Source organism: Bradyrhizobium sp. USDA 3650 (genome assembly GCF_054057395.1).
The window spans coordinates 6246942-6261599 of record NZ_JBSRZG010000001.1 but is presented as its reverse complement, the minus strand read 5'-3'; the positions used below and the strand labels follow the sequence as shown (position 1 = coordinate 6261599).

At 65.3% G+C, this 14658-nt stretch carries 13 protein-coding genes and 1 pseudogene; 2 read left to right on the top strand and 12 right to left on the bottom strand.

What is annotated here, in order from left to right:
- Positions 1-5: 5 nt before the first annotated feature.
- Both ACVIN2_RS29425 and ACVIN2_RS29420 read left to right on the top strand, forming a co-directional pair.
- Positions 6-1739, top strand: a complete 1734-nt coding sequence (locus ACVIN2_RS29425; RefSeq protein WP_456768257.1) for an FAD-dependent oxidoreductase — start codon at positions 6-8, stop codon at positions 1737-1739.
- A gap of 23 nt (positions 1740-1762) precedes the next feature.
- Positions 1763-2557 (top strand): IclR family transcriptional regulator, encoded by a 795-nt coding sequence (locus tag ACVIN2_RS29420; RefSeq protein ID WP_456768256.1) that lies wholly within the window; start codon positions 1763-1765, stop codon positions 2555-2557.
- Between the two features lie 146 nt (positions 2558-2703).
- Here ACVIN2_RS29420 and ACVIN2_RS29415 read toward each other — a convergent pair whose 3' ends face one another.
- The 12 genes and pseudogenes from ACVIN2_RS29415 to ACVIN2_RS29360 all read right to left on the bottom strand — a co-directional run bounded on the left by ACVIN2_RS29415 (position 2704) and on the right by ACVIN2_RS29360 (position 14618).
- Complete coding sequence (locus ACVIN2_RS29415; protein WP_456768255.1) at positions 2704-3486, bottom strand: SDR family NAD(P)-dependent oxidoreductase; 783 nt, start codon at positions 3484-3486, stop codon at positions 2704-2706.
- A gap of 58 nt (positions 3487-3544) precedes the next feature.
- Positions 3545-4129, bottom strand: a complete 585-nt coding sequence (locus ACVIN2_RS29410; RefSeq protein ID WP_456768254.1) for a thiamine pyrophosphate-dependent enzyme — start codon at positions 4127-4129, stop codon at positions 3545-3547.
- A gap of 5 nt (positions 4130-4134) precedes the next feature.
- Positions 4135-4674 (bottom strand): phosphonopyruvate decarboxylase, encoded by a 540-nt coding sequence (locus ACVIN2_RS29405; protein WP_456768253.1) that lies wholly within the window; start codon positions 4672-4674, stop codon positions 4135-4137.
- Positions 4675-4834: 160 nt separating this feature from the next.
- Positions 4835-5579, bottom strand: a pseudogene (locus ACVIN2_RS29400) (aspartate/glutamate racemase family protein).
- 9 nt (positions 5580-5588) lie between these two features.
- On the bottom strand, positions 5589-6854 hold the full coding sequence (locus ACVIN2_RS29395) for an NAD(P)/FAD-dependent oxidoreductase (RefSeq protein WP_456768252.1): 1266 nt from the start codon (positions 6852-6854) through the stop codon (positions 5589-5591).
- A gap of 4 nt (positions 6855-6858) precedes the next feature.
- A complete protein-coding gene (locus ACVIN2_RS29390; RefSeq protein WP_456768251.1) occupies positions 6859-8520 on the bottom strand; it encodes a thiamine pyrophosphate-binding protein in 1662 nt (553 codons plus the stop codon).
- Positions 8521-8718: 198 nt separating this feature from the next.
- Positions 8719-9504, bottom strand: a complete 786-nt coding sequence (locus ACVIN2_RS29385; RefSeq protein WP_456768250.1) for an ABC transporter permease — start codon at positions 9502-9504, stop codon at positions 8719-8721.
- Positions 9501-10313: an ABC transporter permease gene (locus ACVIN2_RS29380; RefSeq protein ID WP_456768249.1), complete on the bottom strand. Its 813-nt coding sequence runs from the start codon at positions 10311-10313 to the stop codon at positions 9501-9503. The genes ACVIN2_RS29385 and ACVIN2_RS29380 overlap by 4 nt, the downstream gene beginning before the upstream one ends.
- Before the next feature lie 73 nt (positions 10314-10386).
- Positions 10387-11436, bottom strand: coding sequence for an ABC transporter substrate-binding protein (locus ACVIN2_RS29375; protein ID WP_456768248.1), 1050 nt, complete (start codon positions 11434-11436; stop codon positions 10387-10389).
- 22 nt (positions 11437-11458) lie between these two features.
- On the bottom strand, positions 11459-12766 hold the full coding sequence (locus tag ACVIN2_RS29370; protein WP_456768247.1) for an NAD(P)/FAD-dependent oxidoreductase: 1308 nt from the start codon (positions 12764-12766) through the stop codon (positions 11459-11461).
- Between the two features lie 15 nt (positions 12767-12781).
- The gene (locus ACVIN2_RS29365; RefSeq protein WP_018454007.1) at positions 12782-13498 is read right to left on the bottom strand and encodes an HAD family hydrolase; all 717 of its coding nucleotides are present in this window, start codon (positions 13496-13498) and stop codon (positions 12782-12784) included.
- A 37-nt stretch (positions 13499-13535) separates the two neighbouring features.
- Entirely contained in the window at positions 13536-14618 is a 1083-nt protein-coding gene (locus ACVIN2_RS29360) for an ABC transporter ATP-binding protein (protein WP_456768246.1), read from the bottom strand.
- Positions 14619-14658 lie beyond the last annotated feature (40 nt).

The following is a 14658-nucleotide window of genomic DNA, read 5'->3' as shown; positions in this document are numbered from 1 at the left end:
CCTGCATGACCGGCAACGAGCGCAGCGCAATTGAGACTTACGAGTGCGATGTGCTCGTGGCCGGATCGGGCTGCTCCGGCATGTCGGCCGCGATCACCGCGCGCTTTCGCGGCCTTGACGTCCTGATCGTCGAGAAGGAGCCGCGCTTCGGCGGCACCACCGCCCGCTCCGGCGGCTGGTTGTGGATTCCCGGCACCTCGCTGGCCAAGGCTTACGGCATCGCGGAGACGCCCGAGCAGGCGCGGACCTACCTGCGGCACGAAGCCGGCAACAACTTTGACGCCGCGCGCGTCGATGCATTCCTGAGCGCCGGGCCCGAGGCGGTCGATTTTTTCACCAACAAGACGGCGCTCCGTTTCGACATGCCGCTGGTGTTCCCGGACTACCACGCCGAGGCGCCCGGCGGCAGCCAGGGTGGTCGTTCGATGGTGGCGCGCCCGTTCGACGGCCGCGAGCTCGGCGACCAGATCAAGACCCTCGGCATGCCCCTGCCCGAGCTGACCGTATTCGGGATGATGCTCGGATCCGGCAAGGACATCGTCCATTTCATGCGCGCGACGAAGTCGCTGACCTCGGCGGTGTACGTCGCAAAGCGCCTGTCGCGGCATCTGATGGACGTGCTGCGCTATGGCCGTGGCATGACGCTGACCAACGGCAATGCGCTCGCCGGGCGACTGGCAAAATCCGCGCAGGATCTGAAGATTCCGATGTGGCTGTCCGCCCCGGTGCGCGAGCTGACGGTCGAGAACGGCACTGTCACCGGCGCCATCGTCGCCCGCGAGGGACGCGACGTCCGCATTCGTGCAAGACAAGGCGTCGTGCTCGCCTGCGGCGGTTTCCCGCATGACGTCGAACGGCGCAAGAAGATGTTTCCACACGCACCGACCGGGAATGAGCATTTTTCGCCGGGACCTACCGGCAACACCGGCGATGGGCTGCGGCTCGCAGAAAGTGCCGGCGGACATGTCGAGGAGCGGCTGCCGAACGCGGCAGCCTGGGTCCCGGTCTCGGTCACCAAGCGCAAGGACGGCTCAAACGGCGTGATGCCGCATTTCATCGACCGCGCCAAACCCGGCGTGATCGCGGTGATGCGTGACGGCAAGCGCTTTGCCAACGAGGGCAATTCCTATCACGACTTCGTCCAGGCCATGGTGAAGGCTGCGAAGCCCGGCGAGGAGATCGCGGCGTACCTCATCTGCGATCACCCGACCCTGCGCAAATATGGCCTCGGCTGCGTGCCGCCATTCCCGATGCCGCTGAGTCATCACCTCAATACCGGCTATCTCATGCGCGGCGAGACGCTGGAGGCGCTCGCGGCAAAGGCGGGTATCGACAGCATGGCATTCGTCGAGACCGTCAAGCAGTTCAATGCGACCGCACCACAGGGACACGACGCAGCCTTCGGCAAGGGCTCGAAGGCCTATAACCGCTACCAGGGCGATGCGCTGCACGGCCCGAACCCCTGCGTCGCGCCGATCGAGAACGGGCCGTTCTACGCCATCAAGATGGTGGTCGGCGATCTCGGCACCTATGCCGGCATCGTCACCGACGAGAACGCGCGGGCGCTCGACGCCGAAGGCCGGGTCATTCCGGGGCTCTATGCCGCCGGCAACGACATGGCCAGCATCATGGGCGGCAATTATCCCGGCGCCGGCATCACGCTTGGGCCGGCGCTGACCTTCGGCTACATTGCCGGCCGTCATCTCGCCGACAGCGCCGCCAAGCGCAACGCGGCGTAAGCGAGCCGCACGCCAGGAGCCGTATGAAAAGAGAAAGCCGCGGCATCCAGTCGATCGAGGTCGGCGGAGAATTGCTCCGCGCGCTTGCCAGATGCGGCGAGCCGATGATGCTGCGCGATCTCGCGCGCGAGGCTGGCATGACGCCGGCCAAGGCGCATCCCTATCTCGCCAGCTTCTCCCGCATCGGCCTGATCGAGCAGGACGAGACCAGCGGCCGCTACGAGATCGGCGCGCTGGCGCTGGAGCTCGGCCTGATCAGCCTGCGCCGCCTCTCCGGCGTACGCATCGCAGGACCGAAGATCGCGGCGCTCGCAAGTCAGATCGGGCATGCGGTCTCGCTCGCGGTCTGGGGCACGCACGGCCCGACCGTGGTGCAGCTGGAAGAACCCGCCCAGCCCGTTCACATCGTGATGCGGGCCGGCTCGGTGATGGCGCTGCTGGAGACGGCCACGGGTCGGGCCTTTGCGGCCTTCCTGCCGGAGAAAACGATCAATGCCGCGCTTGAAAGCGGCCTCGATCGTCACGGCGTCGGCTATAATCCGAAGCGCACCGTGAAAGGCGCGAAGCTCACTGAGATGCTCACCGAGGTCCGCAAGCACGGCCTCGCCCGCGCGCTTGGCGACCCCCTGCCCGGCGTCAACGCATTCTCTGCGCCGGTGTTCGACCATTCCGGCCATGTCGCGTTGGTGATCACCGCGATGGGGCCGGAAGGTACTTTTGATGCGCGCTGGGACAGCCCGATCGCTCACGCGCTACGCGATTGCGCGGGCGGGATCTCGAAACGGCTTGGTCACGGGATGACGGCCGCGGCGGAATAGCCGCATACAACCACCGCTGTCATGCCCCGCGAAGGCGGGGCATCCAATACGCCGCGGCCCATCGGCCCTGTCGCTGCTATCTCGCAGTACTGGATCGCCCGGTCAAGCCGGGCGATGACAGCGAGTGTGGGACAACCTTTCGCCCCCTATTTCTCCTTCACCGGCACCGTGTAATTCAGGATCAGCCGGCCGCCGTCGGGATAGATGGTCTGCCCCGTGATGTAGGAGGCGTCGTCGCTCGCCAGGAACGCGACGACGGAAGCAACCTCGCTCGGCTCGCCGCCACGGCCGGCCGGCGTGCGTGACATCACGGTCTTGCGGGCATCCTCCGAGGTGTAGATGGACGATGCCACCATGTCGGTCAGGATCGTGCCCGGTCCGACGGCCACCACGCGAATATTGTGCGGAGCCAGCGCGACGGCGGCCACTGATGTGAGCTGCTTCATGCCGCCCTTGGACATGGCGTAGGTCGCAAGCGCTGGGATTGCCAGCAGTGCATTGACCGAGGACATGTTGATGATGACCCCGCCGCCGCTACCTTGCGCAATCATCTGCTTGGCCGCCGCCTGCACACCGAAGAACGCGCCCTTCAGATTGATGCCGATGATTTCGTCGAATTCCTCTTCGGAAATCTCCAGGATGTCCCGGTTGCGGGCGACGCCGGCGTTGTTGACCATGATGTCGAGTCGGCCGAACTCCTTCACGGCGGTGGCGACCAGCTGGTCGACGTCAGCACGCTTGGCGACATTGCCGACGACGGTGCGCAAGGCGTCCGGTCGCGCGAGTTCGGCGGCCGTCGCGGCCAAGCCGTCGGCATCGACATCCGAGATGACGACCTTGACGCCATCGTCCAGGAATCGTTTCGCGCAGGCCTTGCCGATGCCGCGCGCCGCGCCGGTGATGGCGGCGACCTTGCCGGATAGTTTCATGGTCTCACTCCAGAGTAGCTGCTTCGACAGCAGACTGTCGCCGGGCGAGAAACCCGGCTCAGGCCGCCGCGAAGCCAAGATGAGCACGGAACCGGTTCTTGATAAAGACAGCATCGCGCGAGGGCAGTGAGCGCGGCGGATTTTCGGCCAGAACCTTGATGACGAAGAGTCGCGGGCCATCGGCCGGCCCGGCGATTTGGGTTGCGAGGCGCTGCACCTCCTCGATCGTCCGCACGGTTCCGGCAGCAGCAAAGCCGCAAGCCACGGCGATTGCGGTGAGATCGACGCCGCGCCCGGTGTGGCTCGCCTGCATCCCGGTCTCGCCAAAATGCTGGTTGTCGATCACGACGATGTCGAGATTGCGCGGGCGTGCGACGCCGATGGTGGCGATGCCGCCGAGGCCCATCAACTGCTCGCCATCCCCGGTCAAAGCGAGGACGCGTTTTCCCGGCTGGGCTTGCGCGAGGCCAAGCCCGATCAACGCGGCGCCGCCCATGGCGCCCCAGAGATAGAAATTGCCGTCGTGGTCGCCGACCGAATGAAGGTCATAGGTCGGCGAGCCGAGGCCGGACACGACCAGCGTGTCCTTGCGATTCTTCAGGAGCGCGGCAACGGCGGCGCGGCGATCGAGTTGAGCTTGCATTGGGATCACCACTTCTTCTTGCCGATCAAGCGCTGTCCGATCAGCACCGCGATCTGTTGATCGGAATCGTAGGCGAGCGCTGCGGCCGATTCCACGGTCTCGACCAGATCCTCCGCCGTTTCCGCGCGCATCACCTTCAGGCCGATCGCCTCCAGCGAGGGCTGCGTCGCTCGGCTCATCGGCACCTGCCAGGGATTGAACTCGGCCCATTCGCCGCGCATCGTCACCAGCATCAGCAGTGGAAATCGTCCGATCGCCGACAGCGACAGCATGTTGATGCAATTGCCGACACCGCTCGACTGCATCAAGAGCACACTGCGCTGGCCGCCGAGCCAGGCGCCGGCGGCAACGGCGATGCCCTCCTCTTCCGTCGTCAGCACGTTGGTGGTGACGTCGCGGTCGGCCGAGAACAGACGGATGAGCTGGCTGTGGCCGGCATCGGGGACGTAGGACATCTGCCGCACGTCGGCGGCTTTCAGGATGCGGTAGAGCTCTGACGGCCAATCGTCTGCGCGCGTGTCGGGATTGGATTGAAGGCTGTGCACCGCTTGTCTCCGTGGATTTCGAGCAGCACTCTAGCGATGTTCAGGCCCGAAAGCTCTGACCGTCTGGCGCGATCAGGTATCGAGGGATTGTATAGCTGCCTCTTCCGCTGCGGACTGCGCACGATGCGCATAGCTGCGCCCATAGACAACTTCTCGACCTCTAGCCGAACTGACGCGGGCGCAGTCCGGCATGAAACCACGTAATCATGGAATAGATGTCATAGACGGGCAATCCGACCTCGGCCTGAAGCGCCGCTGCATAAGGCGGCATGTTGGTGCATTCCAGCACGATCGCGCCGACATCCGGGTTGCTGGCGACCAGCTCCTTGCCGGCCTCGACGACGTCACGTTCGGCTTGCGCGATGTCCATGTCCTCCTTCTCGGCCTTGATCAGGACGCGGAAGAATTCCTTGCCGTGCTCGGTGCCGACCAGCGGCGTATCGAGCGGCACGCCGGCACCTGCGAGATGGGCCGGCGTCAAGGTCGAACCGGACACCGTGACGAGGCCGACGCGCTTGCCCGGCGGCAAGGTCGCCTGCACCCACGGCACCTGCATCAGTGACGAGGTCGCGACGGGAACGCCGACCGCGGCTGCAATCTCCTTCTGGAACAGCGAGAGGAAGCCGCAATTGGTGGGTGATGGCTTCGGCCCCGAGCCGCACCAGATCCTTCGCCGCGTCGATGAAATCAGGCAGTAGACCGGCCGCACCCTTGAGCACCACCTTCTCCGGCGAGGCACCGCTCACCACGCGATAGAGCACGGGGAAAGGCCAGGTGGTGCCGTTGCCCATGTCGCCGGGAATGCGGGGAAAGCGCGCCTCCAGCATCAAGATGCCGAGCGGCGCTCCATAGATGGCCTTGCCGCCGCGAGCGATTCGGGATGACGATTTGGCTGGAGTGGTCATGATGCGATCTCAGAGAAAACGATCGGGCGAAAACGGTGCGAGCGGAATTTCCGGCGGCTTGCCGCTCAGAAGCTGGGCGACGAGACGGCCGGTGCGGGCCGAACCGACCAGGCCGATATGGCCGTGGCCGAAGGCATAGACGATGTCGCGCGAGGCCCGCGCGTAGCCGATGCAGGGACGTCCGTCCGGCATGCTGGGACGATGGCCGAACCAGGTCTTGATACGCGAAGCCGGAATGTCCGTCGGCAGTTTCGGAAACATGCTGACAAGGTGGTTGCGCAAAATCTCGGCGCGCTTCCAGTTCGGCGCGGCCTCGAGGCCTGCGATCTCGACCGTTCCGGCGGCGCGCAAACCCTTGTCGGTCCAGTTCACCACCATCTTCGCATCCGAGGCCATCATCGAGCTGCGCGGGCCCGTTTCCGGATTCTCGATCATGACGTGATAGCCGCGCTCGGTCTCCAGCGGCAGCGGATCACCGACGGATTCCGTGAGCCGCTTCGAATGCGCGCCGGCGGCAATCACCGCGGCATCGCACGCAATCTCACCGGTCTCGGTCAGGACAGCCACGAGCTTGTTGTCAGATAGCTTCAGCCCGATTGCCTTGGCGCGCACAAGCTTGGCGCCGCTTGCCAGCGCATGTTGCGCGAGGGCCGCGACATAGGCTCCGGGGTCGCGGCAGCGCCCGGCCTCTTCCACCACCACGCCGAACGTGTAGCGCGGATGCAAGTCGGGCTCGCGCTGACGCATCTCGTCGGCCGAAAGCTCCAGCCATTCGACACCAACGCGTTTGCGCACGCGCCAGCCGAGATCATTGTCGAAATTGCCGCGCGACGGGAAGACATGCATCACGCCGTTACGCTCGATCAATTCAGGAACGCCCGCCTCCTCCGCGAGCTTCCTGTGCAGCAGTGGCGCGTCCTTCAGAAGGTCGCGCAGCGCAAATGCCGTCGTCTCGACCCGCGCCTCGGTCCAGCCCGAGAGCAGATATTTGATCAACCAGGGCAGCACCTTCGGCAGATAAGACCAGCGGATCGCGAGCGGTCCGAGCGGATCCATCAGATAACCCGGCACCTTCTTCCAGACCCCGGGCTCGGCCGGCGGGATCACCGAATGCGAGGAGAGCCAGCCGGCATTGCCGTAGCTCGCCGCCTGTTCGCCACCGGGCTCGCCCGGATCGATCAGCGTGACGCGATGGCCCTCGCGCAGCGCCTCGATGGCGCTGATCACGCCGACCGCGCCGGCACCGATGATGGCGACGTGGCGGCCCTCCGACATCGCTTTAGGCCTTCACCGCAGGGGCAAAGTCCTTACTGACCGACATCGCCCGCGGATCGATGATGCAGTGGAGGATCGACGGCTTGCCCGAGGCGAGCGCACGTTCGAACGCCGGTGCGAACTCTTCGGTGCGCTCGACGCGCTCGCCGTGGCCGCCGAACGCTTTTGCGTACATCGCGAAATCCGGGTTCTTGAGCTGGGTGCCGACCACGCGACCGGGATAGTCGCGCTCCTGGTGCATGCGGATGGTACCGTATTGCGCATTGTCGACGATGATGACGACGAGGGCTGCGTCGTACTGCACGGCAGTCGCGAACTCCTGGCCGTTCATCAGGAAGCAGCCGTCGCCGGCGAAGGCGATGACGGTACGGTCCGGATATTGCCGCTTCGCGAGCACCGCGGCCGGCACGCCATAGCCCATCGAGCCCGACGTCGGAGCAAGCTGCGAGGCAAAGCTGTGGAAGCGGTGATGGCGATGGATCCAGCCGGCATAATTGCCGGCGCCGTTGCAGACGATCGCGTCCTTGGGCAGGCGATCGCGCAGCCAGGTCATCGCCTGGCCGTACTGGAACGTGCCCGGCAGCTCGCGCGCCTTGTCGGTCCAGGCGAGGTAATCGGCATGCGCCTTGGCGGCTTCGCCCTTCCAGGCGACGGCGCCTGCCGGCTTCAGCGTCTCGACCGCGGCCGCGAACGCGGCGGGCGTGGCCTGGATCGCGACCTCAGGCTGATAGATGAGGCCGAGCTCTTCGGAGCCGGGATGAACGTGGATCAACTTCTGCCGCGGGGTCGGAATGTCGAGCAGCGTGTAGGATGAGGACGGCATCTCCGACATACGGCCGCCGATCAGCAGAATGACATCGGCACCGTCGATGCGCGCCTTCAGGCCTGGGCTCGGGCCGATGCCGAGATCGCCGGCATAGTGCGAGTGATCGGCGTCGATCAGCGACGCGCGGCGGAACGAGGTCGCAACCGGCAGGTTGAAGCGCTCGGCAAAGCGCGCGATGCTCCTGGTCGCCTCATCGGTCCAGCGCGAGCCGCCGAGAATGACGAGCGGCGCCTTGGCGCTCGCAAGCATGGCGCCAACGCGCTCGATATCGGCAGGCGCCGGCCAGCTCACCGCCGGCTCGATCCGCATGGCGTCCGCAACGGCTGCGGTCTCGGTCAGCATGTTCTCGGGCAGCGAGATCACGACGGGACCGGGACGGCCCTGCATGGCGACGCGGAAGGCGCGCGCGACCAGCTCCGGAATGCGGTCGGGACGATCGATCTCGACCGCCCATTTCGCCATGGTGCCGAACACCGCCTTGTAGTCGAGCTCCTGGAACGCCTCGCGCTCGCGCATGCCGGTGTCGACCTGACCGACGAACAGGATCATCGGCGTGGAATCCTGCATCGCGATGTGGACGCCGTGGCTGGCATTGGTGGCTCCGGGGCCGCGGGTGACGAAGCAGATACCGGGACGCCCGGTGAGCTTGCCATAGGCCTCCGCCATCATCGCAGCTCCCCCTTCGGCGCGGCAGATCATGACGTCGATCGGGCTGTCATGCAGCGCGTCGAGCGCCGCAAGGTAGCTCTCGCCCGGCACGCAGGTGACGCGCTCGACGCCTTGCGCGACCAGCTGATCGACCAGGATCTGGCCCCCGGTGCGGGTGTTGCGAATGGTCATGACGGCTCCCTCAAGGCTTTGGCGATGCGTTTCGCAGCTTCGCGAAACTTTTGTTCCGGGCTGGCGTAGGACAGCCGGAAACAAGGTGCAAGGCCGAAACCGCTGCCCGGCATTACGGCCTCGTCATGCCTCTCCGGCAAATGGCGGCGGCAGCCATGCCTCTCTCGGACGTCGGCCGGGAAGCAGGCCCCCTTGCCGTCATGCCCCTTTACGCTGCCGCGCGCTCGCCAACAGCACCAGCATGAACGAGGCCGCGGTCATCAGCGTCGAGATGGCGGCGATGGTCGGGTCGATCTCGTCGCGGAGCGCGGTGAACATGCGCTTGGTCAGGGGCTGATACTGGCCGCCGGAGATGAAGAGCGCGACGATGGTCTCGTCCATCGCCGAAATGAAGGCGAAGATTCCACCTGCGACGACGCTGGACTTGATCTGCGGCAAGGTCACCGCGAAGAAGCTGCGCAGGCGGTTCATGCCGAGGCTACGCGCGACCATCTCCTGCGCCGGATCGAAGCTTTGCAGGCCCGCCAGCACCGAGATGATGACGTATGGCAGGCCCAACATGACGTTCGCCAGCACCAGGCCCGGCAGCGTCGCGACCAGGCCGACTTTGGCATAGAGGAAGAAGATGCCCACGGCGGTGATGATAATCGGCACCACCAGCGGCAACAGCAGCAGCATGTGGATCAGCCGCATGATCCGCAGCTTCGACTGGCTGATGGCGTAGGCGGCGGCAACGCCGAGCGGCGTCGCGATCACCACGGTCAGGAGAGCGACCGTCAGCGTCACCCGCGTCGCCTGCATCCAGGCCGCGTTGGAGAAATACTGCTGATACCAGCGCAGCGAGAACGACGGCGGCGGGAAGGTCAGGAAGCGCGCGCTGGAGAAGGAGATCGGCGCGATGATCAGCACCGGCAGGATTAGGTAGACCAGCACCAGCGCGCTGATCACATAGAGGGCAATCCGGGCGGGCGACAATCGTGTCATTTCTGCCCCAATATGCGATCGAGCGAGATGAAGCGGCTGACGGCGAAGAAGATCGCGAGCACGCTTAAGAGCAGCACGACGGCGACTGCGCTCGCAGCCCCGAACTGGTTGTAGAGCTCGACATTGCGGCTCACGAGCATCGACACCATCACCGTGCGGCCGCCGCCGAGCAGCTCCGGCGTGATGTAGAAGCCGAGGCAGAGCACGAACACCATGGTGCAGCCTGCGAGCACGCCCGGCAGCGACAGCGGCAGAAAGACGCGGACGAAGGTGAGCGACGGGCTCGCCCCCAGGCTGGCGCCGGCCTGCATGAGATCGCTCGGGATCTTCTGCATAGTGGCATAGAGCGGCAGCACCATGAACGGCAGGAGGATGTGGACCGTCGCAACCACGGTGCCGAAGGTGTTGTGCACCAGCGCGAGCGGTTCGCTCGTCACGTCGAGATAGCGCAAAAGCTGGTTGATCACGCCGGTGCGCTGGAGCAGCGCCAGCCAGGCATACGCCCGCACCAGCACACTGGTCCAGAACGGCAGCACGACCAGCGACAGGATGAGAATGCTCCATCCTTTCGGCACCGAGTTGGCGAGGTAGGCCACGGGATAGCCAAGCAGCAGCGCGATTGCCGTGACCGCGAGGCTGATCTCGAAGGTCAGCGCAAAGCTGCGCCAGTAGATGTCTTCGGTGAAGACGCGGCGATAGTTCTCCAGCGTGAAGCCGTCATGGTAGATCGACTGCCAGGCGAGCCAGCCGACCGGCAGCACGATCAGAGCCAAGATCACCAGCAGCGCCGGCGATACCAATGCCAGCATCAGCGCATGCTCGCGGCGCCGATGTCTTTGCGATGTATCTGGCATGGATCTCGTCAATGCGGTCTCGCTTCGCTTACTTCTGCATGAACGACGCCCAACGCTTCTCGGCGGCTTCGCCCGCCGGCGAGGACCACCAGGCGTAGGACATCAGCGCCTGCTTGGCCGCATTGGCCGGCTCGCTCGGCAATTGCGCGGCGCGCTCGGGCTTGATCACGTTGGTCTCGAACGCCTTCGGGTTGCCCGGGCCGTAGTCGATGTGGAGCGGCAGATTGGCCTGGTGCACGGGATCGACGGCCTCGTTGAGAAACTTGACGGCCGTCTCGAGATTCGGCGCGCCCTTGAGGATGCAGAGCGAGGTGCTTTGCAAAACCCCCTGGTTGTAGGTGAAGGCGACCTTGGCGCCTTCCTTCGCGACTGCGCTGACGCGGCCGTTCCAGGCCATCTCCATGTCGACCTCGCCGTCATTGAGAAGCTGCGCCGACTGGGCGCCCGAGGTCCACCACACCGTGATGTGCGGCTTGATCTCTTCGAGCTTCTTGAAGGCGCGGTCGACGTCGAGCGGATAGAGCTTGTCGGGCGCGACGCCGTCGGCCATCAGCGCCGCCTCGAGCGTCGCGAACGGGTGGTTGCGCAGTGCGCGGCGCCCGGGAAATTTCTTGACGTCCCAGAAATCGGCCCAGCTGTTCGGCGCGTCCTTCGGAAAGGTCTTCTGGCTGTAGGCCAGTACGCTGGAATAGAACTCGTAGGAAACCGAATAGGGGCTGCGATAGGATTCCGGCATCGCGGCGCCATTCGGAATCTTCGAGAAGTCGAGCTTCTCGATCAGCCCCTGCTCGCCGCCACGCAGGCAGTTGCCGGTCGGAGTATCCACGACGTCCCAGATCGGCTTGCCGCTGCCGACCTGCGTCTTGATCGCGGGCCAGGCGTCGGGAATGGAGTCCTGGTTGACGGTGATGCCGAGCTTCTTGGCGGAGGGATCGAGGATCGCCACCGTCTGCGCCTGCTGATAGGCGCCTCCTTGTGAGACGAAGGTGATCTGCTCGGCGGCGCTGGCCGCGGTGCCGCCGAGCGCGATCGCGCCAACCAGCGTGTAGCCAAATCCAACAAGCCGTTTCGTATTCATCCTCGCCTCCTCCAGGTAAATCTCACTGTCCGATCGCGTCGAGAAACTGGTACCAGCCCGCGACCATGCGCACGGCGGGCTCGCGCAGCGGATAGAACGGGATGGCTTTCAATCGCCGCGCGTCGAGCAGCCCGACATCTGGCGTCTCGCCGCGCACGAAGGCGGCGAGATAGCGGCCCATCAGGCTCGACATCGCCACGCCCGCGCCGTTGTAGCCCATCGAGAACAGCGTGCGGTCGTCGAGTCGGCCGATATGCGGCACCGAGTCCAGCGTCATCCCGACCAGGCCCGACCATTTGTAGGCGAGCGGGACGTCGGCGAGATCCGGGAAGATGCCGACCATCGCCTTGCGCAACGCGTCGAAGGCGGTTTCCGAATCCTGCTTGCCGAACGCGCCGCGGCCGCCAAAAATCACGCGGTTGTCGACCATGCGGAACCAGCGCATCATGCGCTTGGTCTCGGTGTAGGTGCGCCCGGTCGGCATCAGGCTTCCCGCGAGGTTGCGCGGCAGCTCGTCGGTCGCGATGATGGCGCTGCGGAACGGGATCAGCGTGCGCTGCATGTTCGCGGTCGCGCCGGTGAGGTCGGAATAGCTGTTGGTGGCGATGATCGCCTGCTTCGCGCGCACCGCGCCCTGCGGCGTTTCGGCGACGATGCCGCTATTGTCGCGCCGAAGTTTTACGACCGGCGATTCCTGGAAAATGGGGATACCGCGGCGCGCCACGCCATCGGCAAGGCCGCGCAGATAATTCAGCGGATGGATGCCGCCCGAGCCGGGATTGAGCACGCCGCCGACGAAGATGTCGGAGCCGGTCTCGTCGCGCACTTTCCCCTTGTCGAGGATGCGGACCTCCGCATCGCCCATTTCCTGCTTCATCCATGCCACTTCGTCGATCGCGGCTTTCAGGGTCGTGTCGTTGTGGGCGGCCTTGACCTGGCCGGTGCGCGTCAACGCGGCGCTGCTGATGCCAAATTCGGAGACCAGCTCCTCGACGATATCAGTGGATTCATGCGCGATCCCGTACATGCGCTGCGCCATGGCGCGGCCGTGCACGGCGTCGATCTCGCGGAATGAGAGGCGGAACTTTGCGGTGATCACGCCGCCATTGCGGCCACTGGCGCCCCAGCCCGGGCGGTTGGCCTCGAGCACGATCGGCGAAAGGCCGCTCTTCGCGATGTGGTGCGCAGCGGACACGCCGGTATAGCCCGCCCCGATGATCACCACATCCGCCTGGTGCTCGCCTGACAGAGCCGGAAACTCGCGCGCGGGCTCGGCCGTGGCTGCCCACAGCGAGTTGGCCGATGGCAGCGCGTTCCAGTCCCGTGTCATGCCACCGCTCATGCCTTACGCCGCCGGCCCGATGGCCGCATCGGCAAGCGCTTTCAAGGTCGGAAAATGGAAGTCCGGCTTGGTCAGCGTCTCCACGGCCGGTGTGCCTCCGAAGCCGGCCATGCCCTGGCGGCGCTCGATCCAGCACACCTTGTAGCCGAGTTTCCGCGCGATCCCGATGTCGTGATACTGGCTCTGGGCGACGTGAAGGATATCGGACTGCTTGTAGCCGAAAGCGGACTGGCGCCCCTTGTTGTACGCGAAGAACTCCGGATCGGGTTTCGCAACGCCAGTCTCGTCGGCGCAAACGGTATCGTCGAAGGGATTGCCGAGCGCATGCGCGTAACAGGAGAGCGCGACGCGGTCGGCGTTGGTCATCGCGACCAGGCGGAATTTCGTGCGCAGGCGTTTGAGTGCCTCGACCGAGTCCGGGAACGGTCCCCAGCGCAGCACCGCGAGTTGGAAGACGTCGCAGGAGGCGTCATCTGCCTGCAGCCCGAGCTCCTTGGCGAGATAGCGATAGACATGGAACATCACCTCGCTGGAACGCTCATGGTGCTTGTCGCGGCCACGCTTGTAGGATTCGAAGATCTTGTCGTCGCTGAGCTCGGCCGGCGACTTGCCCGAGATCCTGCGCACCGCGGAGAGCACGCCGGTCTCGAAATCGATCAAGGTGCCGACGACGTCGAAGGTGAGAACCTTGAAATTGCTGAACGAGGCTGCTGACGACATTTTTTGGCTTCTTCTCTCGGTTGGACAAGGCTTGGGTTCAGTCCCTCACCCTGGGCACCACGATGGTGTCCTCGGGGTGAAGGGTCACGGTGAGGCTGCCGCCGAGCGGCGGGATGCGGCTGTAGGCTTCGTGATGGCTCGCCTGGCGCAGGCTCAGCACGATGCCATCGGCGAGCGCCAGGAAGATGCGCAGGCTCTCGCCCTGATAGACGATGTCGGTGACCGTGCCGGTCAGCCGATTGCAGGCGGTGTCCGGCGCACCGTCGTCGATCAGCAGTTTTTCGCTGTGCACGGCGAGCATCAGCGCGTCCCCGTCGGGAATGGCGCGGGCGCTGCGCAGAAGCACGTTGCCGAGCGCAACGCCGGAGGCATCGACGCGTCGCACGGGAAGCATCGTGGCCTCGCCGATGAAACTCGCGACGAAGGAATCGGCGGGATGATCGTGCAGGCGCTCGGGCGCGTCGATCTGGATCAGCCTGCCGTCCTTCATCACGGCGACGCGGTCGCTCATGGTCAGCGCTTCGCGTTGATCGTGGGTGACGTAGATGATGGTGGCGCCGATGCGCTTGTGCAGCGTGCGCAGCTCGATCTGCATGGATTCGCGCAGCTGCTTGTCGAGCGCGGACAGCGGTTCGTCCATCAGGATCAGCCGCGGCTCGAAGATCATGGCGCGTGCGAGCGCCACGCGTTGGCGCTGGCCGCCGGAGAGTTGCGCGATACCGCGCTCTTCGTAGCCGGCAAGGCCGACCATCGAAAGCGCCGCGCGCACTTTGTCCGGCCAGACCGCCTTGGGCAGCCGTCGCGCGCGCAAGGGAAAGGCGACATTCTCGCCGACGCTCATATGCGGGAACAGCGCGTAGTTCTGGAACACGACGCCGATGTCGCGCTTGTGCGGCGGCATCCAGGTGACGTCGCGGCCGCCGAACAGGATCGTTCCGCTCGATGGCAGGATGAAGCCACCGAGGATGCCGAGCAACGTGGTCTTGCCGGAGCCGGAGGGGCCGAGCAGCGAGACGAACTCGCCGGCGGCGACATTGAGGGACACGTCGTCGAGGGCGCGAACGGCACCATAGGCCTTGCTCGCGGATCTGATCTCGACGCTTTCCGCTCGTTTGTCCAACGATCGACCTCGCCATGTCCCTACAATGGCGTGCCTCACT